18 protein-coding genes and 2 riboswitches are annotated in these 22,884 nt (G+C 67.6%); of the genes, 12 read left to right on the top strand and 6 right to left on the bottom strand.

The features are described 5' to 3' along the window. The first annotated feature begins 33 nt into the window (after positions 1–33). Positions 34–229, top strand: a riboswitch (cobalamin riboswitch). A gap of 100 nt (positions 230–329) precedes the next feature. Together cobW and cobN are read left to right on the top strand one after the other, a co-directional pair. Beyond that, positions 330–1,382 (top strand): cobalamin biosynthesis protein CobW, encoded by a 1,053-nt coding sequence (gene cobW / locus A6723_RS10360; RefSeq protein WP_054906723.1) that lies wholly within the window; start codon positions 330–332, stop codon positions 1,380–1,382. A 117-nt stretch (positions 1,383–1,499) separates the two neighbouring features. Beyond that, on the top strand, positions 1,500–5,231 hold the full coding sequence (gene cobN, locus A6723_RS10355; RefSeq protein WP_054906722.1) for a cobaltochelatase subunit CobN: 3,732 nt from the start codon (positions 1,500–1,502) through the stop codon (positions 5,229–5,231). A gap of 200 nt (positions 5,232–5,431) precedes the next feature. On the opposite strand, the gene A6723_RS10350 is transcribed toward cobN, so the two are convergent. Next, a complete protein-coding gene (locus A6723_RS10350; protein ID WP_054906721.1) occupies positions 5,432–6,529 on the bottom strand; it encodes a 3-deoxy-7-phosphoheptulonate synthase in 1,098 nt (365 codons plus the stop codon). Between the two features lie 579 nt (positions 6,530–7,108). Between A6723_RS10350 and A6723_RS10345 the strand changes: the two genes are divergently transcribed. The 3 genes from A6723_RS10345 (at position 7,109) to A6723_RS10335 (ending at position 9,488) form a co-directional block, all read left to right on the top strand. Continuing rightward, positions 7,109–8,116 carry an ATP-binding protein gene (locus tag A6723_RS10345; RefSeq protein ID WP_054906720.1) on the top strand — a complete coding sequence of 336 codons (1,008 nt, stop codon included), beginning with the start codon at positions 7,109–7,111 and terminating at the stop codon, positions 8,114–8,116. Next, positions 8,113–8,787, top strand: coding sequence for a VWA domain-containing protein (locus A6723_RS10340; protein WP_371914054.1), 675 nt, complete (start codon positions 8,113–8,115; stop codon positions 8,785–8,787). Before A6723_RS10345 ends, A6723_RS10340 begins: the two co-directional genes overlap by 4 nt. Positions 8,788–8,867: 80 nt before the next feature. Next, a complete protein-coding gene (locus A6723_RS10335) occupies positions 8,868–9,488 on the top strand; it encodes a hypothetical protein (protein ID WP_054906718.1) in 621 nt (206 codons plus the stop codon). Positions 9,489–9,500: 12 nt separating this feature from the next. Here A6723_RS10335 and A6723_RS10330 read toward each other — a convergent pair whose 3' ends face one another. The 4 genes from A6723_RS10330 to A6723_RS10315 all read right to left on the bottom strand — a co-directional run bounded on the left by A6723_RS10330 (position 9,501) and on the right by A6723_RS10315 (position 13,299). Next, a complete protein-coding gene (locus A6723_RS10330; protein ID WP_054906717.1) occupies positions 9,501–10,124 on the bottom strand; it encodes a glutathione S-transferase family protein in 624 nt (207 codons plus the stop codon). A 138-nt stretch (positions 10,125–10,262) separates the two neighbouring features. Beyond that, entirely contained in the window at positions 10,263–10,991 is a 729-nt protein-coding gene (locus tag A6723_RS10325; protein ID WP_054906716.1) for a cobalt-precorrin-6A reductase, read from the bottom strand. Beyond that, on the bottom strand, positions 10,988–12,085 hold the full coding sequence (locus tag A6723_RS10320) for a cobalt-precorrin-5B (C(1))-methyltransferase (RefSeq protein ID WP_054906715.1): 1,098 nt from the start codon (positions 12,083–12,085) through the stop codon (positions 10,988–10,990). Before A6723_RS10320 ends, A6723_RS10325 begins: the two co-directional genes overlap by 4 nt. A gap of 2 nt (positions 12,086–12,087) precedes the next feature. Continuing rightward, positions 12,088–13,299, bottom strand: coding sequence for a bifunctional cobalt-precorrin-7 (C(5))-methyltransferase/cobalt-precorrin-6B (C(15))-methyltransferase (locus A6723_RS10315; RefSeq protein WP_054906714.1), 1,212 nt, complete (start codon positions 13,297–13,299; stop codon positions 12,088–12,090). Positions 13,300–13,366: 67 nt separating this feature from the next. Beyond that, positions 13,367–13,607: riboswitch (cobalamin riboswitch) on the top strand. 76 nt (positions 13,608–13,683) lie between these two features. Here A6723_RS10315 and cobG point away from each other — a divergent pair. The 7 genes from cobG to A6723_RS10280 all read left to right on the top strand — a co-directional run bounded on the left by cobG (position 13,684) and on the right by A6723_RS10280 (position 22,469). Then, positions 13,684–15,039 carry a precorrin-3B synthase gene (gene cobG, locus A6723_RS10310; protein WP_371914053.1) on the top strand — a complete coding sequence of 452 codons (1,356 nt, stop codon included), beginning with the start codon at positions 13,684–13,686 and terminating at the stop codon, positions 15,037–15,039. Then, the gene (locus A6723_RS10305) at positions 15,032–15,658 is read left to right on the top strand and encodes a precorrin-8X methylmutase (RefSeq protein ID WP_054906712.1); all 627 of its coding nucleotides are present in this window, start codon (positions 15,032–15,034) and stop codon (positions 15,656–15,658) included. The genes cobG and A6723_RS10305 overlap by 8 nt, the downstream gene beginning before the upstream one ends. Beyond that, positions 15,658–16,398 carry a precorrin-2 C(20)-methyltransferase gene (locus A6723_RS10300; protein ID WP_054906711.1) on the top strand — a complete coding sequence of 247 codons (741 nt, stop codon included), beginning with the start codon at positions 15,658–15,660 and terminating at the stop codon, positions 16,396–16,398. Before A6723_RS10305 ends, A6723_RS10300 begins: the two co-directional genes overlap by 1 nt. Further along, a complete protein-coding gene (cobJ, locus tag A6723_RS10295; protein WP_054906710.1) occupies positions 16,398–18,047 on the top strand; it encodes a precorrin-3B C(17)-methyltransferase in 1,650 nt (549 codons plus the stop codon). Before A6723_RS10300 ends, cobJ begins: the two co-directional genes overlap by 1 nt. A 187-nt stretch (positions 18,048–18,234) precedes the next feature. Further along, on the top strand, positions 18,235–18,732 hold the full coding sequence (locus A6723_RS10290) for a sigma-70 family RNA polymerase sigma factor (protein ID WP_054906709.1): 498 nt from the start codon (positions 18,235–18,237) through the stop codon (positions 18,730–18,732). Further along, complete coding sequence (locus A6723_RS10285; protein WP_054906708.1) at positions 18,729–19,697, top strand: FecR domain-containing protein; 969 nt, start codon at positions 18,729–18,731, stop codon at positions 19,695–19,697. Before A6723_RS10290 ends, A6723_RS10285 begins: the two co-directional genes overlap by 4 nt. A 327-nt stretch (positions 19,698–20,024) precedes the next feature. Continuing rightward, the gene (locus tag A6723_RS10280) at positions 20,025–22,469 is read left to right on the top strand and encodes a TonB-dependent siderophore receptor (protein WP_054906707.1); all 2,445 of its coding nucleotides are present in this window, start codon (positions 20,025–20,027) and stop codon (positions 22,467–22,469) included. Positions 22,470–22,600: 131 nt separating this feature from the next. On the opposite strand, the gene A6723_RS10275 is transcribed toward A6723_RS10280, so the two are convergent. Continuing rightward, entirely contained in the window at positions 22,601–22,789 is a 189-nt protein-coding gene (locus A6723_RS10275) for a hypothetical protein (RefSeq protein ID WP_024767074.1), read from the bottom strand. Between the last annotated feature and the right edge of the window lie 95 nt (positions 22,790–22,884).

The following is a 22,884-nucleotide window of genomic DNA, read 5'->3' as shown; positions in this document are numbered from 1 at the left end:
TCCCCGGCGATTGACCGCCCCGCCGTCGCTGCGTAGCCTTCCTCCCTTCGAGGTTCTCCGGCGCTGGCCGGAGCTAAGAGGGAACGTGGAAATCTTCGGATGCGCCACGGCTGCCCCCGCAACTGTGAACAGCCTGTTCTTTCACGAGCCACTGCCGGCCACGGCGGGAAGGCGAGAGAACTCAAGAGGGCTGTGAGCCAGGAGACCTGCCTCGAGCAGCATCACGACAACCGGGCGGGGTGATCCGGTGGCGACCTTCGTTGCGCGGCGAACCCGCGCGCGCGCCCTTCATCCGCCCTCTCGCACCGCATCCTGCTCACGAGGCGCGCATGAAGACCCTGGCCAAACTCCCCGTCACCATCGTCACCGGCTTCCTTGGCGCCGGGAAGACCACCCTGCTCCGCCACATGCTGGATAACGCCGAAGGTCGCCGCATCGCGGTGATCGTCAACGAATTCGGCGAGCTGGGCATCGACGGCGAAATCCTCAAGCAGTGCTCCATCGGTTGCAGCGAAGAAGAAGCGGTCGGCCGCGTCTTCGAGCTGGCCAACGGCTGCCTGTGCTGCACCGTGCAGGAAGAATTCTTCCCGGTGATGCGCGAGCTGGTGGCGCGCCGTGGCGACCTCGACCAGATCCTCATCGAGACCTCGGGCCTGGCCCTGCCCAAGCCGCTGGTGCAAGCCTTCCAGTGGCCGGAAATCCGCAACGCCTGCACCGTTGACGCGGTGATCACCGTGGTCGACAGCCCGGCCGTGGCCGCCGGCACCTTTGCCGCCCATCCCGAACAGGTGGACGAGCAGCGCAAACAGGACCCGAACCTGGACCACGAATCGCCGCTGCACGAACTCTTCGAAGACCAGCTCGCCAGCGCCGACCTGGTGGTGCTGAACAAGGCCGACCTGCTCGACGCCGACGCGCTCGCCCGCGTCCGCGCCGAAGTCGCCGAGGAGCTGCCGCCAGCGGTGAAGATCGTCGAAGCCAACTCCGGCCAGCTGCCGCTCTCCGTGCTGCTCGGGCTGAATGCCGAGGCCGAGCTGCACATCGACAACCGCCCCACACATCACGATCACGAGGGGCACGAGGACCATGACCACGACGAGTTCGACTCCTTCCACGTCGACCTGCCGGAAGTGGAGGAACGCGCCCTGCTCGACGCATTGAACGCGCTGGTCGAGCGCCATGCCGTGCTGCGCATCAAGGGCTTCGTCGCCATTCCCGGCAAGCCCATGCGCCTGCTGGTGCAGGGCGTCGGCAAGCGCTTCGACAAGCACTTCGACCGTGCCTGGCGCAGCGATGAAACCCGTAGCACGCGCCTGGTGGTGATCGGCCAGGAGCTGGACCAGGCCACCATCGCCAACGAGCTGCGTACCGCCCTGGCGTAACACTGTTTTTTGTAGGAGCGAGGGGGACGCCTAGTCCTTGCTCGCGAACCAACCCCGCAGCGGGGCAATGTTCGCGAGCAAGCTCGCTCCTACGAAGAGCCACCATCGAGCAAGCCCATGCACCTGCTGCGCACCCAACCCGGCGGCTTCGTCCCCGACGACGGCATCGCCGACCTGGCCCAGACGCCTGCCGACCTGGTGATTCTCTGCAGCGGCGATTCGCACCTGGCGCTGCTCGCCGAGGCCGCCCGCGAGCTGCCGGAGGACTACCCGAGCCTGCGCCTGGCCAACCCCATGCAACTGCAGAACCACGCCTCGGTGGACCTCTACGTCGACGAGGTACTGCAGCACGCCAAGGTCATCCTGATCTCCGTGCATGGCGGCGTCGGCTATTGGCGCTACGGCATGGAGCAACTGGCGGCGCTGGCCGAGCGCGGCATCACGCTGATCGCCGTACCCGGCGACGACAAGCCCGACCCCGAACTGACCGCGCTGTGCAATGTGCCCGCGCTGGACGCCGAGCGCCTGTGGCAGTACCTGCGCCAGGGCGGCCTGGACAATGCCCGGCAGTTCTTCGCCTGTCTCGCCACGCGCCATCTGCAACGCGACTACCCGTGGAGCGAACCGCAGACGCTGCCGCGCGTCGCGCTGTATCACCCGCAGACCGGCAGTTGCGACCTCGCCCGCTGGCAGGCCGACTGGCACCCGGAGTGCCCGGTGGCCGCCTTGCTGTTCTATCGCACGCACCTGCAGGCGGCGAATACCGGCTTCATCGATACCTTCTGCGAACGCCTGCAGGCCCAGGGCATCAATCCGCTGCCCATCGCCGTCGCCAGCCTCAAGGAAGCTGCGTGCCTGGAAACGGTGGAAAACCTGCTCGATAGCGCCGACGCCGAACTGATCATCAACACCACGGGCTTCGCCCAATCGAACCCGGAATCGCCGCAGGACCGGCCGTTCCGACGCGACGTGCCGGTGCTGCAAGCCATCTGCTCACTGGACAACCTCGACCTCTGGCGCGCCAATCCGCAGGGCCTCGGCCCCCGTGACCTGGCCATGCACATCGCGCTGCCGGAGCTGGACGGCCGCCTCATCACCCGGCCGATCAGCTTCAAGGGCCTGGCCTGGCGCAGCGAGCGCAGCCAGAGCGACGTGGTCTGCTACCTGCCGCACCGGCCGGGCATGGATTTCATCGCTGAACTGGCGCGGCGCTGGATGCTGCTGGCGCGCAAGGCCAATGTCGACAAGCGCGTGGCGCTGATCCTGGCGAACTACCCGACCCGCGACGGCCGCATCGGCAATGGCGTGGGCCTCGATACGCCAGCCGCCGCGCTGAATATCCTCCGGGCGCTGGAGGCCCAGGGCTATCCCGTCGCCGGCCTGCCCGAGTCCGGCACCGCGCTGATCCACAGCCTGCTCGGCGGCGTCAGCAACGATCTCGACAGCCTCGACCTGCGGCCCTGCGCGCAGAGCCTGGCGCTGGACGACTACCTCGCCTGCTTCGCCCGACTGCCCGAGGTCAACCAGCAAGCCGTGCGCGAACGCTGGGGTGAGCCGCAGCAGGACCCGATGTTCCGCAGCGGCCGGATGATGGTCGCCGGCCTGCGCTTCGGCCTCGGCTTCGTTGGCATCCAGCCGGCGCGCGGCTACCAGTTGGACGCGGCGGCGATCTACCACGATCCGTCGCTGGTGCCGCCCCACGGCTACCTCGCCTTCTACTTCTGGCTGCGCGAGGTGTTCGGCGCCGACGCATTGGTCCACGTCGGCAAGCACGGCAATCTGGAATGGCTGCCGGGCAAGGGCGTCGGGCTCTCCGAGGAGTGCTGGCCGGACGCGATCCTCGGCCCGCTGCCGAACCTCTACCCGTTCATCGTCAACGACCCCGGCGAAGGTGCCCAGGCCAAGCGCCGCGCCCAGGCGGTGATCATCGACCACCTGATGCCGCCGCTGACCCGTGCGGAAAACTACGGCCCGCTGCGCGACCTCGAACGCCTGGCCGACGAGTACTACGACGCCTCCCTGCTCGACCCGCGCCGCGCCAACGAACTGCGCGGCGACATCCTCACGCTGGTGCGCGACACCTCGCTGGATCGCGAGCTGGGCTTGCAGCTGAGCGACGACCCGGAAAGCTGGTTGCCGCAGTTGGACGCCTACCTCTGCGACCTCAAGGAATCACAGATTCGCGATGGCCTGCATGTGTTCGGCGAATCGCCGGTGGGCGAACTGCGCCGTGACACACTGCTGTCGCTGGTGCGCATTCCACGCGGCGACGGACGCGGCGGCAACGCCAGCCTGCTGCGGGCGCTGAGCGAAGACCTGAAGCTCGGCCGCGATCCGCTGGACGAAGCCTTCGCCGAGCCGTGGGCAGGTCCGCGCCCTGATGTGCTGACCGCCGTCAGCGACGAACCCTGGCGCAGCAATGGCGACACCCGCGAGCGCCTGGAGCTGTTCGCCCTGCGCCTGATCGATGGCTCGGCCAGCGCGCCCGGAGACGCCAGCGCGGCGGTCCTCGCGCAACTGCACCAGCAGATCGCGCCGGCCCTCGACGCCTGCGGCGCCAGTGAGATCGGCCACCTGCTCGCCGGCCTCGCCGGCCGCTTCGTCCCGCCCGGCCCCAGCGGCGCGCCCAGCCGTGGGCGGGTCGACGTGCTGCCCACCGGGCGCAACTTCTTCACCGTGGACGTGCGCAACCTGCCCACGCCCACCGCCTTCCGCCTCGGCTTCCAATCCGCCAGCCGCCTGCTCGAACGCCACCTTCAGGACCACGGCGACCACCTGCGCCAGCTCGGCCTGTCGGTGTGGGGCACCGCGACCATGCGCACCGGCGGCGACGATATCGCCCAGGCGCTCGCGCTGCTCGGTGTGCGCCCGGTGTGGCAGGCCGGCAGCCAGCGCGTGGAGGATTTCGAGATCCTGCCGATCAGCCTGCTCGACCGCCCACGGGTGGACGTGACGCTACGGGTATCCGGCTTCTTCCGCGATGCCTTCGCCAACCTGATCCGCCTGTTCGACGCCGCCGTGCAGGCGGTCGCCGCGCTGGACGAGCCGGACGACCTGAACCCGCTGGCCGCCCGTGTGCGTGCCGATCAGGCACGCCTGCTCAGCGAGGGCCTGGAAAGCGACGAAGCCCGCCGCCAGGCCGGCTGGCGCATCTTCGGTGCGCAACCCGGCGCGTACGGTGCCGGCGTGCAGGGCGTGATCGAGTCGCGCCAGTGGGACAGCCGCGCCGACCTCGCCGAGGCCTACCTGAACTGGGGCGGCTACGCCTACGGTGCCGGCGATGACGGCACCCCGGCGCGCGAACGCTTCGCCCAGCGCCTGTCCGGCCTGCAGGCGGTGCTGCACAACCAGGACAACCGCGAGCACGACATCCTCGATTCCAACGACTACTACCAGTTCCAGGGCGGCATGCTGGCCGCCGCCGAGGTCATCCAGGGGCAATCACTTTCCAGCTACCACGGCGACCACAGCCAGCCGGACAACCCGCGCATCCGTACCCTCAAGGAAGAACTCGGCCGCGTGGTGCGTTCCCGTGCGGTGAACCCGAAATGGATCGCCGGGATGAAGCGCCACGGCTACAAGGGCGCCTTCGAACTGGCCGCGACGGTGGACTACCTGTTCGCCTTCGACGCCACCAGCGAACTGGTCGACGACCACCAGTACCGCCTGCTGGCCGACGCCTACCTGCTGGACGACGACACCCGCGAGTTCATCCGCCAGCACAACCCCGAAGCCCTGCGCGACATCGCCGAGCGCCTGGTAGAGGCGCAGCAGCGCGGGTTGTGGGAAGAGCCGGGGGAATACCGAGAGGTGCTGGAGAACCTGCTGGTGGATAGCGAGGAGCAGTGAGGGATTCCCAGCTGGCGTGGGGGCGGACTCCGTCCGCGATAGGATTGCCGCGCGCCGGATACCATCGCGGACGAAGTCCCCTCCTACACAAGTGCGGAGTGGCGCATTGACCTGTAGGAGCGAGCTTGCTCGCGAACCCGCCCAGCTTCGAAGCGGCCGGGAAACTCGTTCGCGAGCAAGCTCGCTCCTACAGGAAATCCTCAGCTGCGACGCAGGCGCTCGGCCGCGTTCAGCAACAACGCCTCGGTACCGCTCCAGCCGAGGCAACCATCAGTGATCGACACGCCGTAGCGCAGCTCGCCGGACAGCGGCTGGCAGCCGTCGAACAGGTGACTCTCCAGCATCACACCACGCAGCGAGCCGTCGCCGGCCAGGCGCTGGTCAAGCACGCTGTCCAGCACCGCCGGCTGGCGCAGCGGGTCCTTGCCGCTGTTGGCGTGGCTGCAATCGACCATGATGCTCGGATCGAGGCCGAGCTTCTCCAATCCCTGGCGAATCTGCTGCACGCTGGCCACATCGAAGTTCGGCCCGGCGTGGCCGCCGCGCAGCACCAGATGGGTGTCCGGGTTGCCCTGGGTCTGCACCAGCGACGGGCGGCCCTGCGCATCGATGCCGAAGTGCTGGTGCGGGTGCGCGGCCGAGCGCATGGCGTCAGTGGCGATGCCGATGCTGCCATCGGTGCCGTTCTTGAAGCCCACCGGCAGATCGAGACCACTGACCATCTCGCGGTGCACCTGCGATTCGCTGGTGCGCGCACCAATGGCGGCCCAGCCCAGCAGGTCGTCGAAGTAGCCGGCCACCAGCGGTTGCAGCAGTTCGGTGGCGACCGGCAGGCCGCGTTCGAGCATGCCCAGCATCAGCCGGCGCGACAGTTCCAGGCCGCCGGCCATGTCGCCGCTGCCGTCCAGCTGCGGGTCGTAGACCAGGCCTTTCCAGCCGATGGTGGTGCGCGGTTTCTCGACGTAGGCGCGCATTACCAGCAGCAACTGGTCGCTCACCTGCGGGGCGAGTTCGGCGAGGCGGTCGGCGTATTCGAGGGCGGAGACAGGGTCGTGCAGCGAGCACGGGCCGATCACTACCAGCAGGCGAGGGTCGCGGCCATCGAGTACGGCGCGGATCGCGTCGCGGCCTTCGCGGACACGGTGGGCCATGGCGGCGGACAGCGGCAGGTGCTGGCGCAGTTCGGCAGGGCTCGGCAGCGGTTGTTCGCGGCGGCGAGCGGAGGGCAGCGGCAGGTCGAGGACTTCGGCGGTGGCTGCGTGTGCTTGGCGGATCAGGGTGGAGGTGGAAGCGTTCATCTGACTGGCATCCTTGGCCGGCGCGGTGGTCGTTCCGCGCTCGGCGCTCTATCTAAGTGTTCGTGGCAAGGCTCGTTGGGTGGCACGCAGCGCGCTGCTAAATCGCCAGTCGGAGTTGCGGTAATAGCGGTAGTCGGTGGTGTAGGCGGTCATGTCTCGATCCTCTGTCTGAGCGTTTTCGCTCGTTTCAATGCGTTGGGCCTTGTGGGCCGGAAAAACAAAAACCCCGGTCGGGTTGCCGACCGGGGTTTTGGGAAACTGTCTGGTTGGCGACCCTGCTTGCTAGGGCGCCTGTGGGGTATCAGGCGCGCCTTTGGCTAAACCAATACCCATAGAAGAAATAACCGGCAGCAGCGGCCAGGACCTGCGCGCGAGCAACCACGGAGCCAATGGCACCGAGGCGGGCGAGGGACTGGATGGGCAAGCTGGACGGCATGATGTTCTCCGTGGAAGTAGAGCCAAGTTACTGCATCGCGGCGTGCCGATCAATGACTTGGCTCTATCGTTCTGATGGACATTGGTCGCACCTCCTACGCCCGGTTCGCTACCATGCACGGACGAAATCCGCAGGAATCCCCCATGAGCGCCCTTCCCCACTTCCCCCTGGCCGCCGTCGTCGGCGCCGATGAGCTGAAGCTGGCCCTGTGCCTGGCGGCCATCGACCCCGCCATCGGCGGTGTGCTGATCGAAGGGCCACGCGGGATGGCCAAGTCCACCCTCGCGCGCGGCGTCGCCGATCTGCTGGACGGCGGGCGCTTCGTCACCCTGCCGCTGGGCGCCAGCGAGGAGCGCATCGTCGGCACCCTCGACCTGGACGCGGCGCTGGGCGAAGGTCGCGCGCAGTTCTCCCCTGGTGTGCTGGCCCACGCCCACGGCGGCGTGCTCTATGTGGACGAAGTGAACCTGCTGCCCGACCACCTCGTCGACCTGCTGCTCGACGTGGCCGCCAGCGGGGTCAACCTGATCGAGCGCGACGGCCTGTCCCATAGTCACCCGGCGCGCTTCGTGCTGATCGGCACCATGAACCCCGAGGAAGGCGAGTTGCGCCCGCAACTGCTGGATCGCTTCGGCCTCAAGGTGCAACTGCACGGCTCCCCGGCGCCCAGCGAGCGCGCCGAGATCGTTCGCCGTCGGCTGGCCTTCGATGCCGATCCGCAGGCCTTCCTCATTCAGTGGCAAGGCGCACAGCAAGCGCTGCAACAGCGCTGTGTCGATGCCCGGCAAGGCCTTGCCGCGATTGCGCTGGATGATGCTGCATTGAACGAGATCGCCGAGCGCTGCCACGCCGCTGGCGTCGATGGCCTGCGCGCCGATCTGGTCTGGTTGCGCGCAGCCCGTGCCCACGCCGCCTGGCGCGACGCCAACGCCATCGAGGCGCTGGACATCGAGGCGGTGGAACACTTCGCCCTCGCCCATCGTCGCCGCCCTGCACCACCGCAATCGACAATGCCGCAGCAACCGTCGTCCAGGCAGGCGCAAGCACCCTCCAACGCCTCCAACGGCGAAGGCCAATGGGGTGAACTCCCCGCCCAGAACGTCACGATGGGCGAGCGCCGACAGTTGACGGGCTGGCCAAAAAAGCCCTGAGCATCCGCCCGCGCCAGGCCCCAGGCGCGGATGCCAACCCCCGACCCGGCCAACTTGCGGGCGGCCGCAGCGGCGCCCGCCAGCCGGGCGCGCACGGCCGGATCGACTGGCCCGCGACCCTGCGCAATGGCCGCCCGCAGCACCGCGCCGACCTGGTACTGCGAGCCCGCAGCCACAAGCCCAGCGAACTCTGGCTAGTGATAGTCGACGCCTCTGCCAGCACCCGCCGCCACGGCGCCCTCGCCCAGGCCAAGGGGCTGCTCGCCGACACCTTCGAACAGGCCTATCGCCAACGCGCGCGCCTCGCCGTGCTGCATGCCACCGGCGCACAGCCGCGCTGGTTGTGGCAGGGCCAGAAGGCATCGAGCCAGCTTCAGGTGTGGCTGGAGCAACTTGGAGCCGGAGGCGGCACCCCGCTGATCGAAGCGCTTGAGCAAGCCCGCGAATGGCTGGACAAGCGCCAGCGGCAGAAGCCAGCCGAACGCCAGCACCTGCTGATCCTGACCGATGGCCGCCTGCGCGACTGGCCGGCGTTGCAACCGATGGGCTGCCCGACTGTGCTGGTGGATATCGAGGGCGGCGCGGTCAGGCTGGGGCGGGCACAAGGACTGGCACAAGAGCTGGGAGCGAATTACCGCAGGATCGCCGAGTTGTCCGGCATGGACCGATAAGCGCGCCACTGTCACCTGCGAGCCGATCTGGCTAAAGTGGACTGCCGATGGATCGGGCATGTTCAAGGACAGAACTCTTCATGCAGACACGCACACTACTGCTGGCAGGCTTGGCCGCAGCCCTCGCCTACTATGCCTATGATGCCTACCACCGCCGCCAGGCCGCGACAGCCGTCGCACAGGCTAGCGCGCCGGTGGTAGTCCCGACCGACGCCCCCGGCTTCATGGAGACGCCCGCGCAGATTTCCGCGCAAAGCCAGAGCGAGATCATCAGTCACTACAGATCCCAGGGCTATCGCCTGAGATGCTATGGCGACCTCGGACCACGGGAACGCATTCGTAACGACGACTACCTTTGCCTGGCGCCGATCAGCTCGGCCTTCGCTGACATTCCCGCCAGCCAGGTGGTGTTCTTCTTCAGGAAAGAACGCCTGAGCCATGTGCGCTTTCTCTTTCCACCCAGTTCATTCAAACCGCTTCGGTACTACCTGACCACCGGACTTGAGAACGCCAGGCGCCTGCCCGAGTCCAGGTTCGGCGACTTCGGCCTGGACCCTTCGGGTAACAACCTGGTGGTCTGGAGAACGCGGCACGGACTTCTCACTGCCACGGAGACCAACCGTGCCGGCGAACCGGTGGTTGTCCTGTGGAGCGCCAAGACGAACTTCACTCGAATGAAGAACAACCCTTGGGCCAAGTAGTGCCGCGCTCACTCAAGGTTCCCCATTGCGCCCATGCAGCAGGAACCCCGGCCGCTCGCTCAGCCGCTCGTAGTAGGCGGCAACTGCGGGCAGTTCCGGGCGCTGCATGAGCGTCAGGTACCAGCGGTTCACCGACAGGCCAAGGACGACGTCGGCAAGGCTGAAGCAGGCGCCGGTGACGAAGGCACCGGTGCGCTCCAGCTGCCGGTCCAGCAGGGACATGCAATGGTTCCACTGCGCCTCGCTCAGGGCGATGGCGGATTCGTCGGTATGGCTGGGGCTGTTGCGCACACGGGCCATGAATACATAGCGCCAGGCATTGTTCAGTTCGGTGGCCTGCCACCCCATCCATTGCTCCACCAGCGCGCACTCACGGGGCGAGTTGGGCAGCAGCTCATCGAGCGGATACTGGCTGGCGAGATAGCTGCAGATGGCGTTGGACTCCCAGAGCACGAAGTCGCCGTCGACAAGCACCGGCACCATGGCATTGGGGTTGAGTGCGATGAATTCAGCCGAAGCCGTGGAGCGAAAGCCCGAGCCCCAGTCCTCCCGTTCGTACGGCAGGTTCAGTTCGGCGCAGGTCCAGAGCACCTTGCGCACATTGATCGATGAAGCGCGGCCGAGGATTCGCAGCATGGTGTCACTCCCTGTGAAAACCGGGGCTCAGCATAGAGGCGCGCCGGCCACCGGAGAAGCTTCATGACGGTTCTGCAGGAGCGAGCCTCCTCGCGAACCATGACGACGCTGTGAACGCTCCTCGTTCGATGCGTTCCCTCATTCCGCCAGCAGGCGTTCCAGCGCCGCCCACAGCGACTCAACGCTGTCGAACTCCCGCGCCACGAGCGGCAGCGCCGGGCGCGCCAGAATCAGTACCGGCACGCCCCGCTCGCGGGCGACCTGCAGCTTCGGCTCGGTGGCCTGGCTGCCGCTGTTCTTGCTGATCAGCACGTCGGTACCCAACCGCGCGAACAGCTCGCGTTCGCCCTCCAGGGTGAACGGTCCGCGGGCGCCCAGTACTTCGGCGCGCGCATTGCCTGGGAGGTTTTGCAGACAGCGCACCGTCCAGTGCTGGTGGGCGGGAATTTCATCGAGGTGTTCCAGCGGCTCACGACCCAGGGTGAACAGCGGACGGCGAAATTCTTTCAGTGCGCCGATCAACCCAGGCCAATCGGCGACCTCGCGCCAATCATCGCCAGCACCCGACTGCCAGCCGGGCCGCCGCAGCGCCCAGCACGGCACACCGGCCAGCTCCGCAGCATGCGCGGCGTTGGCGCTGATCTGCGCAGCATAGGGATGGGTCGCATCGAGCAGGAGGTCGAAGCCCTGTTCGCGGATGAATCCGGCCAGGCCTTCGGCGCCACCGTAGCCACCCACGCGCACTTCGCAGGCGAGGTCGTCCGGCACCTTGCCCAGGCCGGCCAGGCTGTAGAGATGCTGCGGTCCCAGCCGTCGCGCAATAGCCAGCGCCTCACCGATTCCGCCCAGCAGCAGGACCCGTTTCATCTCACCTCCAGCGCCTCGCCCACCAGGTTGCCCTGGCGGTCGATGGCGAAGACTTCCAGCGTTACTTCAACGGGCACGATACGCCGGGCGAAGGCCAGCGCGCGGGCGCACACCGCATCGCCCAGGGCGATACCCTCGGCGCGGCACAGCGCCAGCGCCTGCTGGCTGGTGTTGGCCTCGCGCATGCGTTGCTGCAGGTCTGCCGAAGCCCCGATCCCGGCGCCCCACTCGGCCAGTTGCGGCAGGTCGATGCTGGAGTGGCGGCTGTGCAGGTCCATGTGGCCGGCGGCGAGCTTGCTGATCTTGCCGAAGCCGCCGCAGACGCTGAAGCGCTCCACCGGCACCTTGCGCAGGTGCTTGAGCGCGGCACCGGCGAAGTCGCCCATCTCGATCAGCGCGGTGTCGTCGAAACCGTAGCGACGGCGCATGGCGTCCTCGCTGGCGTTGCCAGTGCAAGCAGCCAGGTGGCGGAAGCCGTTGGCGCGGGCGACGTCGATGCCCTGTTGGATCGAGGCGATGTAGGCCGAGCAGGAGAACGGCCGGACGATACCGGTGGTGCCGAGGATCGACAGACCGCCGAGGATGCCCAGGCGCGGATTCATGGTCTTCTGCGCCAGTTCGGCGCCGCCCTCGATATGGATCGTCACCTCGAAGCCGCCGGCATAGCCACACTCGGCCGCCAGCGCGGCAAGGTTGTCACGCATCATCTGACGCGGCACCGGGTTGATCGCCGGCTCGCCCACCGGCAGCACCAGTCCGGGTTTGGTCACCGTGCCGACACCGTCCCCGGCATGAAAGCGCACACCCGGCTCATCGCTCAGCACGACACGGGCGAATACCAGCGCGCCATGGGTCACGTCCGGGTCGTCGCCGGCGTCCTTCAGCGTGCCGGCTTCGGCACCTTCAGCAGTAAGCCGGCAGAACTCCAGGCGCAGGGTCGCGCAGCGCGCCTTGGGCAGGGCGATCTGCGCGGCATCCAGCGCTTCACCGGTGAGCAGCAGGCGCGCTGCCGCGAGGCTGGTGGCCGTAGCACAACTGCCGGTGGTGTAGCCGCTGCGCAGCGGGCGTGGCTGCTCCGGGGTTTCTTCGCGCATGCTCACTCGGCCAGCGGCTTCCAGACTTCCAGCAAAGTGATCGGCAGCGCCGCGCGCCAGGTGTCGAAGCCACCCAGCGGCTGCGCCTGGGACACCGACAGGCGGGTCAGCTCACCGCCGATGCGCGCGCGCCAGCTCAGCAGCATGGATTCGCTCTGCAGGGTGACGGCGTTGGCCACCAGGCGGCCGCCGGGTTTGAGCTGCTCCCAGCACTGTTCGAATACGCCGGGCAGGGTCACGCCGCCGCCGATGAAGATCGCATCGGGACGCTCCAGCCCCTGCAGCGCTTCTGGCGCCGCGCCGCAGACCAGTTGCAGCGCCGGTACACCGAGGGCATCGCGGTTGAAGCGGATGTGCTCCTGGCGCCCTTCGTTGGCTTCGATGGCCAGCGTGCGGCAGCTCGGATGCGCGCGCATCCATTCGATGCCGATGGAGCCGCAACCGGCGCCGACATCCCAGAGCAGCTCGCCCGGTTTCGGCGCCAGCCGCGCCAGGGTCACGGCGCGTACATCGCGCTTGGTCAACTGACCGTCGTGGCGATAGTCATCGTCGCGCAGGCCGACCGTGAGCGGCAGGCGCTGCGCGTCTTCACCTGCGATGCACTGCACCGCCAGCAGATTCAGCGCAGCCGCCTGCGCCAGCGACCAGTCATTCGCCAGACCATCGATGCGTCGTTCGTGGTCGCCACCCAGGTGCTCCAGCACGCTGAGCCGGCTCGCAGCAAACCCCCGCTCGCGCAACAGCGCAGCAACGGCCGCAGGACTGTCGCCGTCATTGCTGAGGATCAACAGCTTCACACCGTTGTGGATCTGGGCGTTGAGTGCGGCCAATGGACGCGCCACCAGCGACAACAGCGTGCAGTCCTGCAATGCCCAGCCCATCCGCGCGGCAGCTAGCGAGGCGGAGGACGGAGCGCAAAGCACGCGCATTTCCTCGGCCGGAACCTGGCGGGCCAGGCTTGCGCCGACGCCGAACCACATCGGGTCGCCGCTGGCCAGCACGCAGGTCGGTTCGCCGCGCCGGCGCAGCACCGGCTCCATGCTGAACGGGCTCGGCCAGGCCTGGCGGTTGGCGCGCAGGCAGTGCGGCAGCAGCTCCAGCTGGCGCGGCGCGCCGATCACTTCGCTGGCGGCGAGCAGGGCACGGCGCGCGGCCTTGCCGAGGCCGGCGTAACCGTCCTCGCCGATGCCGACGATGGTCAGCCAGGGCGTCATGAAAATTCCTCGAGAGTGCGACGATCGATCCGACGGGCAGGCTTTTCCTGCCTTCGGGCAAAGCAGGCATAATACCCGCTTCGTCGGTGCTCGTAGGACGCTTCGCCCCTATCGGTGAGGTTTCCGGGAGCCGAAGAGGGAACACGGTTAAGCCGTGGCTGCCCCCGCAACTGTAAGCAGCGAGTCCGCGCAATGCGGCGCCACGGGACAGCGTTCCGTGCCGCCGGCCAGGCCACTGGGCAACCGGGAAGGCCGCGCTGGATGAGGACCTGCCAGCCAGGAGACCTGCCGACGAAACCAGTCGCGTGTGCAGACATCGAGCGGGGTGTATCGGTGTCGTGAAGTCCCCTGTGGGGATTCGCAGGTCACCGCGACCCAGCCCTGGTGACCTCAGTGCAAGACACATCCGCTCTGCCCGTCCGCCCGCATGCCTGCCCCGGCCTGCTGCGCATCGTGGCCTCCCGCGATGGCGGCATCTGCCGCATCAAGCTGCCCTGTGGGCAACTGGACGCCAACGCCGCGCGCGCCATCGCCCTGGCTGCCGAACGACATGCCGACGGCGTGCTGGAGGCGACCAACCGCGCCAACCTGCAGATTCGCGGCGTGCATGCCGGCGCTGAAAATGCGCTGAGCCATGAACTGTTGGCCGCCGGCCTCGGCCCACGTGAATTGGCGTCGGATGATGTGCGCAATCTGCTGGTCAGCCCGGCGCTCGGCCTCGACGCCGCCACGGCTTTCGACGCGGCTCCGCTGGCCCGCCAACTGCTCGACCTGCTGGAGCGCACCCCGCGCTTCCATGGCCTGTCGCCCAAGTTCGGCATCCAGCTGGACGGAGGCGAAGCCCTGGCAATGCTGGCGCACCCCAACGATCTCTGGCTGTCGGCGATGTCTGACGACGCAGCACCGCTGTTCGCCTTCGGCCTGGCCGGTTGTCCGCCACGGAACGAGACGGATCGCCCCGCCCTTGCCGCCGTCAGCGCCGAGCAGGTGCCGCTGCTGGTGGAAACCTTGCTGCAGCTGTTCCTCGACCTCGCCGGCGACGGCCAGACGCGCATGCGCCACCTGCGCGAAATGCTCGGCGACGAAGTGCTGCTGGAGCGCCTGCAGCAACGCCTGCCCTTTGCGCTGCAACTCGGACCCGCTGTGGATAACTGGCGTCGCCCTGCAGCGCAGGCTTTCGGCCATCTCGGGATTCAGCCTCAGCGCCAGCCAGAAAGCACCATTGTCGGCGCGGGATTCGTCCTCGGCCGCCTCGACAGCGCCACACTGTTCGGCCTCGCCGATCTCGCCGAGCGCTTCAGCGGCGGGCAACTGCGGCTGACACCCTGGCAAAGCCTGATCCTGCCGGATGTGGCCCAGGTGGATGCCGCCGTTGCACTCGGCGCACTGGGCGGCCTCGGCCTGGTGATCGACGCTGCGCAGCCGCTGTCGCGCATCGTCGCGTGCAGTGGCTCCAGCGGCTGTGCGCGCGGGCTGGCCGATACCAAGGCCGATGCCTTGCGCCTCGCCGAACGCCTGCGCCACGCGCCACCAGCCGGCGTGCATCTGTGCGGCTGCCCGCGCTCCTGCGCCGCCGCCCACGTCGCCCCCTACACCCTGCTGGCCGTCGCCGACGGCCGCTATGACCTGTTCCGTCGCGCCGATGGCGTGGCCGGCTTCGGCCAGCCGCTGGCGCGCAACCTTTCCCTCGATGCCGCCGGCGACCTGCTGGCCGCACCCGGAGCCCAACCCGATGCTTGATTACATTCGCGACGGCCAGGCGATCTATCGCCAATCCTTCGCCACCATCCGCGCCGAAGCCGACCTCACCGGCATCCCGGCCGACCTGGAGAAACTGGCCGTGCGCGTGATCCACGCCTGCGGCATGGTCGACGTGGTGCAGGACCTGCGCTTCTCCGCAGACGCCGGTGCCATCGGCCGCGCGGCGCTGGCCGCGGGCGCGCCGATCCTCTGCGATGCGCGGATGGTCGCCGAGGGCATCACCCGCGCGCGCCTGCCGGCACACAACGAGGTGATCTGCACGCTCAACGATCCGGACGTCCCGACGCTCGCCCGCGAGCTGGGCAACACCCGCTCGGCGGTGGCCCTGGAGCACTGGCGCGAGCACCTCGAAGGCGCCGTGGTGGTGATCGGCAACGCGCCGACCGCCCTCTTCTACCTGCTGGAAATGCTCGATGCCGGCGCACCGAAACCGGCACTGATCCTCGGCTTCCCGGTGGGCTTCGTCGGCGCCATGGAGTCCAAGGACGCCCTGGCCGCCGACAGCCGCGGCGTGCCCTACGTGATCGTCCGCGGCCGTCGTGGCGGCAGCGCGATGGCGGCCGCGGCGGTGAACGCACTCGCCACGGAGGTGGAGTGATGGCCGGCCGCCTGATCGGCCTGGGCGTCGGCCCGGGCGACCCCGAACTGCTGACCCTCAAGGCGCTGCGCCTGCTGCGCGCGTCCCCGGTGATCGGCTACTTCGTGGCCAAGGCCAAACACCACGCGGGCCAGGGCGGCAACGCCTTCGCCATCATCGAGGAGCACCTGCTCGATGAGCAGCAACGCCTGCCGCTGGTGTATCCGGTGACCACCGAAAAGCTGGAACCGCCGCTGACCTACGAAGGCGTGATCAGCGACTTCTACGACACCGCCGCCGCTCAGGTGGCCGAGCATCTGGACGCCGGCCGTGACGTCGCGGTGATCTGCGAGGGCGATCCCTTTTTCTACGGCTCCTACATGTACCTGCACAACCGCCTTTCGGATCGGTATGACACCGAAGTCGTACCCGGCGTCTGCTCGATGCTCGGCAGTGCGGCCGTGCTCGGCGTGCCACTGGTGTACCGCAACCAGAGCCTCTCGGTGCTCTCCGGCGTGTTGCCGGAAGACGAACTCAAGCGCCGCCTGGCCGACACCGACGCAGCCGTGGTGATGAAGCTCGGCCGCAATTTCGACAAGGTCCGCCGCGTGCTGCGCGAGTTGGGCCGCGACGGCGGCGCACACTACGTCGAACGCGCGACCATGCGCGAGCAGCGCATCGTCGCGCTGGATGCCGTGGACCCGATGGCGTCGCCCTACTTCTCGATGATCGTCATCCCCGGCCAGCGGTGGAACGGCTAATGCGCACCGCTATCGTCATTCTCGGCCAGGGCGCACTGGCCACTGCCCGGCGCCTGCAGAAGGTTTATCCACAGGCGCGCGTGATGGGTCTGAAGGACCGTGTTGAAGACGCCGACGAGTCTTACGCGAACTTCGGCGATACCCTGCGCCAGCTCTACCGCGACGACACCCCGATCATCGCCCTGTGCGCTGCCGGCATCGTCATCCGTACCCTTGCCCCGCTGCTCGTGGAGAAGGGTGCCGAACCGCCGGTGCTGGCCGTCGCCGAAGACGGCAGCGCCGTGGTGCCGCTGCTCGGCGGGCTCGGCGGGGTGAATCGCATCGCCCGCGAAATCGCCGCCGCACTGGAGGTGGCGCCAGCCATCACCACCAGCGGCGAGCTGCGATTCGGCGCCTGCCTGCTCGATCCGCCGCAAGGCTATGCGCTGGCGGACATCGAGCAGGGCAAACGCTTCGTCTCCGACCTGCTGGGCGGCGACACGCTGCGCATCGAAGGCGACGCCCCCTGGCTGGACAAGCTGGACCTGCCGCTGGCCGAAGACGCCGCGCATACCTTGCGCATCGATGCGGGCGCCGCTGGCATCGCACACAACGAACTGCGCATCCATCCGCGCGTCGTGCTGGCTCACGTCACGCTGGTGGATTCGCATCTGCCTGAGCGCATCCACCAGGGCCTGGCGCAAGCCGGATTGGCAAAGGCATCGCTGGCGGCGGTCATCGCGCCGCGCTGCCGCATGGCCGATCCGGCCCTGGCAGAGGCCGCCAGCGAGCTGGGCGTGCCGCTGCGGTTTATCCACAGCGACGACGAGTTGCCACCGGCCGTGCTGCACGGCGACTCCTTCCACCTGCACCGCGCCGCGACGCCGGTCGAAGCCCAAAGCATCGGCCAGCCACGCGGCAAGCTCAGCGTGATCGGCCTCGGCCCCGGCGCCAGCGACTTCATGATCCCCGCCGTGCGCCGCGCCCTGGACGAAGCCCAGGACCTGCTCGGCTACGAAACCTACGTGAAGATGGCCGAGCCGCTGCGCGAGGACCAGGTGCGCCACTGCACCGACAACCGCGAGGAAATGCAGCGCGCCCGCCACGCTTTCGAGCTGGCCGCCAGCGGGCGCCGGGTTGTCGTCATTTCCTCCGGCGACCCCGGCGTATTCGCCATGGCCGCCGCCGTGATGGAAGCCCTGCACGAGAGCGACGACCCGCACTGGCATGGCGTGGAGCTGGAGGTGCTGCCGGGCGTGTCCGCCGCACTGGCCGCCGCGGCCAAGGCCGGGGCGCCGCTGGGGCACGATTTCTGTCTGATTTCCCTGTCGGACAACCTCAAGCCCTGGGAAACCATCGAGAAGCGCCTCGACCATGCCGGCGCCGCCGACCTGGCCATGGCCTTCTACAACCCGATCTCCAAGGCCCGCCCCTGGCAGTTGGGGCGCGCACTGGAAATCGTCCGCCGCCACCGCACGCCAGAGACGCTGGTGGTGCTCGGCCGCGATATCGGTCGCCCGGCGGAGGCCCTGCGCGTCGTCAGTCTCGGCGAGCTGACCCCGGAGATGGTCGACATGCGCACCCTGGTGATCATCGGCTCATCGCTGACCCGACGCTTCTCCCGCGTCGGCGGTGGTGACTGGGTGTACACGCCGCGCTGGTACCGCTGAGAAAAGGCACGAGGCCTGTTTGTAGGAGCGAGCTTGCTCGCGAACGGATTTCCCGGCAGCTCCGGTGCCGAACAGTTCGCGAGCAAGCTCGCTCCTACAGGAAACACCGGAGCCTCAGACATATCTTGCAAATGGCCATCGCCTTGTTGAAAATGCGATAAATTATCATTTGCAGTTTTGCGCGCCCATGTCTTCCACCTACGACGTCCAGTCGCTCTACAGCGACCATCACGGCTGGCTGCACAACTGGTTGCGCGGCCGGCTGGGCAATGCCGCCGATGCCGCCGACCTGGCGCAGGACACCTTCGTGCGCGTGCTGCTGCGGCCCGAGCGCAGTGAACTGCGCACCCCGCGCGCCTTCCTGCGGACCGTGGCCCGAGGCCTGGTGATCGATCACTGGCGCCGCGAGGAACTGGCGCGCGCCTACCTCGAATCCATCGCGCACCTGCCCGAGGCACAAGTCCCCTCGGCGGAGGCGCAGCACAACATCCTGCAACTGCTGGAAAACATCGCCCGCCTCCTCGATGGCCTCAAGCCCAAGGTGCGCAGCGCCTTCCTGCTGGCCCAGTGCGAAGGCATGCCGCATGCGCAGATCGCCGAGGAACTGGGCGTTTCCGTGCGCTCGGTGGAGCGCTACATCGCCGAGGCGCTGTTCCACTGCTACCAACTGCGGTACGCCGAATGAATGGCGCCACACCCGATCCACGGGTGGTGAAGCAGGCGATCCAGTGGACCCTGCGGCTGAACGGCAATGCCGATGCCGAACTGCGCAACGCCTGCGAACACTGGCGCCAGGCCAATCCCGAACACGAAACCGCCTGGCTGCGGGTGCAGGCGCTGAACAGTGAACTGGCGGCCGGCTACCAGGCAGTGCCCGGCGCTCGGGTGGCGCTGGAAACCCTGGAAAGCTCCACTCAGCGCCTGCAGCGGCGCCAGGCGCTCAAGCTGCTGTCGACCTTCGCCGTCGGCGCCTCCGCGCTGTGGCTGGCCCGCGAGGTCACGCCCTGGCAACGCTGGATGGCGGACTTCAGCACAACCGTCGGCGAGCGCCAGCGCTTCACCCTGGCCGATGGCAGCGTGCTGCAACTGAACACCGACAGCGCGGTGAACGTGTGCTTCGATACGAACCAGCGCCTGCTGCTTCTGGAGCGTGGCGAGATCCTGCTGAGTACGGCGAAGGACGCTTCACGCCCACTGCGGGTGAGCAACCGGGATGGTCTGTTCGAGGCGCTGGGTACGCGGTTTGTCCTGCGCCAGGACGAGCGCACCACACGCCTGAGCGTCGAGGAAGGTTCGGTAGCCATCGCTCCGCGCGTGCGCGGCCAGACCACTGCCATCGCCGAGCCCGGACAGACCTTCGAGATCAACGGCGACAGCGCCCTCCTGGCCGAACGCAGCAACATGGACAGCGCCGCCTGGGCCGATGGGCTGATCGTTACCCGCGACATGCGCCTGGCCGACTTTCTCGCCGAGATCGGCCGCTATCGCCACGGCCACCTGCACTGCGATGCCAGTGTGGCCGACCTGCGCCTTTCCGGCGTGTTCCGTCTGGATGACACCAACCAGTTGCTGGCCCTGCTACCGCAGACGCTGCCGGTGCGGGTGGAGAAGCGCACGGACTGGTGGGTGACGGTCAGCGCGCGGAGCTGAATGGGAAGATCGGCGCTCGGCTCAACACCCTCTCCCCCGCCCTCTCCCTGAAGGGGGAGGGGGTTATCCGTGCGAACGGAAAGAACTGCGCCCACCGGCGAGCAAAGGCGTATCACCCCACTCCGATCAGCCCCCTCTCCCTTCGGAGCGGGGCGCGCAGCCAGGGCTAGGGAGAGGGGCCCTTGTCCGAGCCTCAAACCAAGCCACCGATAAGGTCGCCGCAAAATAATATTTCTTCGCAATCGAGAATTATTTTTGTCGGGTTTCGCCGCCTCGGTCGGCAAGGAGGAATAACCCGATCATTCCCTTGCCCACGGAAGCCCCTCCATGCGAGCCGTCCACACCCCGACCGCCTCCCCCGCCCTGCCCCGCGCCAGCCGCCTGGCCCATGCCGTGCGCGGCGCGCTGCTGTGCGCCAGCCTCGGCGCCAGCCTGCCGCTGACCGCCTTCGCCGCGGACGATGCCGCCATCACCAGCAGCCGCGCCTATGCAATCCCGGCCGGCCCGCTGGGCGAGGTACTGAACGCCTTCGCCCGCGAAGCGGGGATCACCCTGTCGGCAACCCCGGAGCAGACTCGCGGGCTGAATTCGGCGGGGCTGAACGGCACCTACTCGGTGGACCAGGGCCTCGGGCGCCTGCTGGTGGACACTCCGCTGGAGGCCGTGGACCAGGGCAACGGCAACTACGTGCTGCGCCCGGCCGCACCGACCGACGTGCTGGCCATGCCGTCCAGCGACGTATTCGCCCTGGGCAACGCACTGGGCGAGGAAGACGGCTACCTGGCGACCCACAGCCAGATCGCTACCAAGACCTCCAAGTCCCTGCTGGAAACCAGCCAGAGCGTCTCGGTGATCACCCGCGAGCAGATCGACGACACCGCGTCGAAGACCGTGCAGCAGGCGATCCGCTACACCCCCGGCATCTTCACCGGCCAGGTCGGCGCCTCGAACCGCTACGACTACATCGTCATGCGCGGCTTCGCCGACAACAGCGTCGACAACATCTACCTCGACGGCCTGAAGGCCATGGGCGACAGCGGCACCTTCAGCTCGATGCAGATCGACCCGTACTTCCTCGAACGTATCGATGTGCTCAAGGGCCCGTCCTCGGTGCTCTACGGCCGCAGCCTGCCCGGCGGGCTGGTGGCGCTGACCAGCAAGAAGCCGCTGTACGAGGACTACCACCAGATCACCGGCACCGTCGGCAACATGGGCCAGAAGGAAATGGGCTTCGACTTCAGCGGCCCGCTGGATGAGGAAAAGCGCATCGCCTACCGCCTGGTCGGCCTGGGCAAGGGTTCGGACACCCAGTTCGACCACGTCAAGGAAGAGCGCTACGCCATCGCCCCGACCCTGGCCATCGACTTCACCGACGACACCACACTGACCCTGCAGGGCTACCTGCAGCATGACCCGAACGGCGGCTACCACGGCGGCGTGCCGGCGGATGGCGCGCTGTTCCACCACAACGGCCAGAAGATCTCCCGCGAATTCTTCGACGGCGAGCCGAGCAAGGACGACTTCGACCGTACGCAGCGCATGTTCGGCTACCAGCTGGAGCACCGCTTCGACGACGTCTGGACTGCGCGGCAGAACTTCCGCTACCTGGACTCCGACGTCGACCTTTCCCAGGTCTATGCGTACGGCTGGACCGCGCCTGACGAGAACACCCTGAACCGCTACTTCTCCGGCGCCAGCGAGCACCTGCAGGCGTACATCATCGATAACATGGCCCAGGCCGAATTCAACACCGGCGCCGCCAAGCACACCCTGCTGATGGGCCTGGACTACCAGAAACGTCGCACTACCGTGGACTGGCGCTCGGGCTCGGCGCAACCGCTGGACGCCTTCGACCCGCACTACGGCAACGACGCCATCAGCTACTACCCCGACGACAACCATACCCGTCGCCTGGAGCAGACCGGCGTCTACCTGCAGGACCTGATCGACATCGACAACTGGCGCTTCTCGCTGGGCATGCGCGAGGACTGGGTGACCGTCGAGGACAAGAATCGTAGCACCGGCAGCAAGGCCGACGACGACTGGAAGAAGTTCACCGGCCGCCTCGGCGCGCTGTACCTGTTCGACAACGGCATCGCGCCGTACATCAGCTACTCCGAGTCGTTCAACCCCAACGCCTACTCCGACCAGTCCGGTACACCGCTGGAACCGACCGAGGGCAAGCAGTGGGAAGCCGGCCTGAAGTTCCAGCCCGAGGGCAGCCGCAGCCTGTACACCGCATCGGTCTTCCACATCACCCAGGAGAACGTCGCGTCGAAGGAGCCGCAGGACAACTTCTACACCTCCGTGGGCGAAGTGCGCTCCCAGGGCCTGGAGCTGGAGGCCCACACCCAGGTCACCGACAACCTCAAGGTGCTCGGCAGCTACACCTACACCGACATTACCTACACCAAGTCGCTGGACGGCAACCAGGGCCACACCCCGAACCAGGCGCCCAAGCACATGGCCTCGCTCTGGGCCGACTACGGCTTCAACGCCGGCCCGCTGGATGGCCTGACCCTCGGCGGCGGCGCCCGCTATGTCGGCGAGACCTGGGCGGACAAGGAAAACACCCTGCGCGTGCCGGACTACACCCTGGTGGATGCGCGCATCGGCTACGACCTTTCCCGTGTCGGCCTGAAGGGCCTGGATGTCAGCCTCAACGCCAACAACCTGCTGGACAAGGATTACGTGGCGTCCTGCTACAGCCTGGACTTCTGCTACTTCGGCGAGAAGCGCAACGTCACCGCGACGGTGAACTACCAGTTCTGATCGCCTGCCGCTCGGTTCGCCGGGCGGTTTCCCCAGAACCTCCGCATTGCCTGCGCGCGCGGATGGTTTTTGTAGGCATTCAGGACTCACAAGCCCCGTGGCGCGGCCGTCGCCACGGGGCTTTTTACTTTCTAGAACTCTGCTGCGTGGCGGTAGCGCGTCTCCAACTCCAGGGCGACGCGATAGGCTTGCGCCTCGCTCTCGCTGTGGAAGATGCCGACCAGCAGGCCTTCCTGGTACACATCCCAGCAACGCCCGCCGTGGGCGCGGAACTCGCGGGATTTATGGTCGTCGTCACGCTCGGTCACTGTAATGCTCATGTCTTTTCTTCTCCGGTTTTGCCGTACATCAAGGCAGCTCCAGAATCATTCAGTTAGCTAGCTAATTAAATAGTCGCCACCGAGAAAGACTTTTA

This window comes from Pseudomonas sp. AU11447 (assembly GCF_001672555.2).
In the GTDB taxonomy this organism is placed as follows: Bacteria; Pseudomonadota; Gammaproteobacteria; order Pseudomonadales; family Pseudomonadaceae; genus Pseudomonas; species Pseudomonas nitroreducens.
This window is presented reverse-complemented; position numbering and strand designations above follow the sequence as displayed.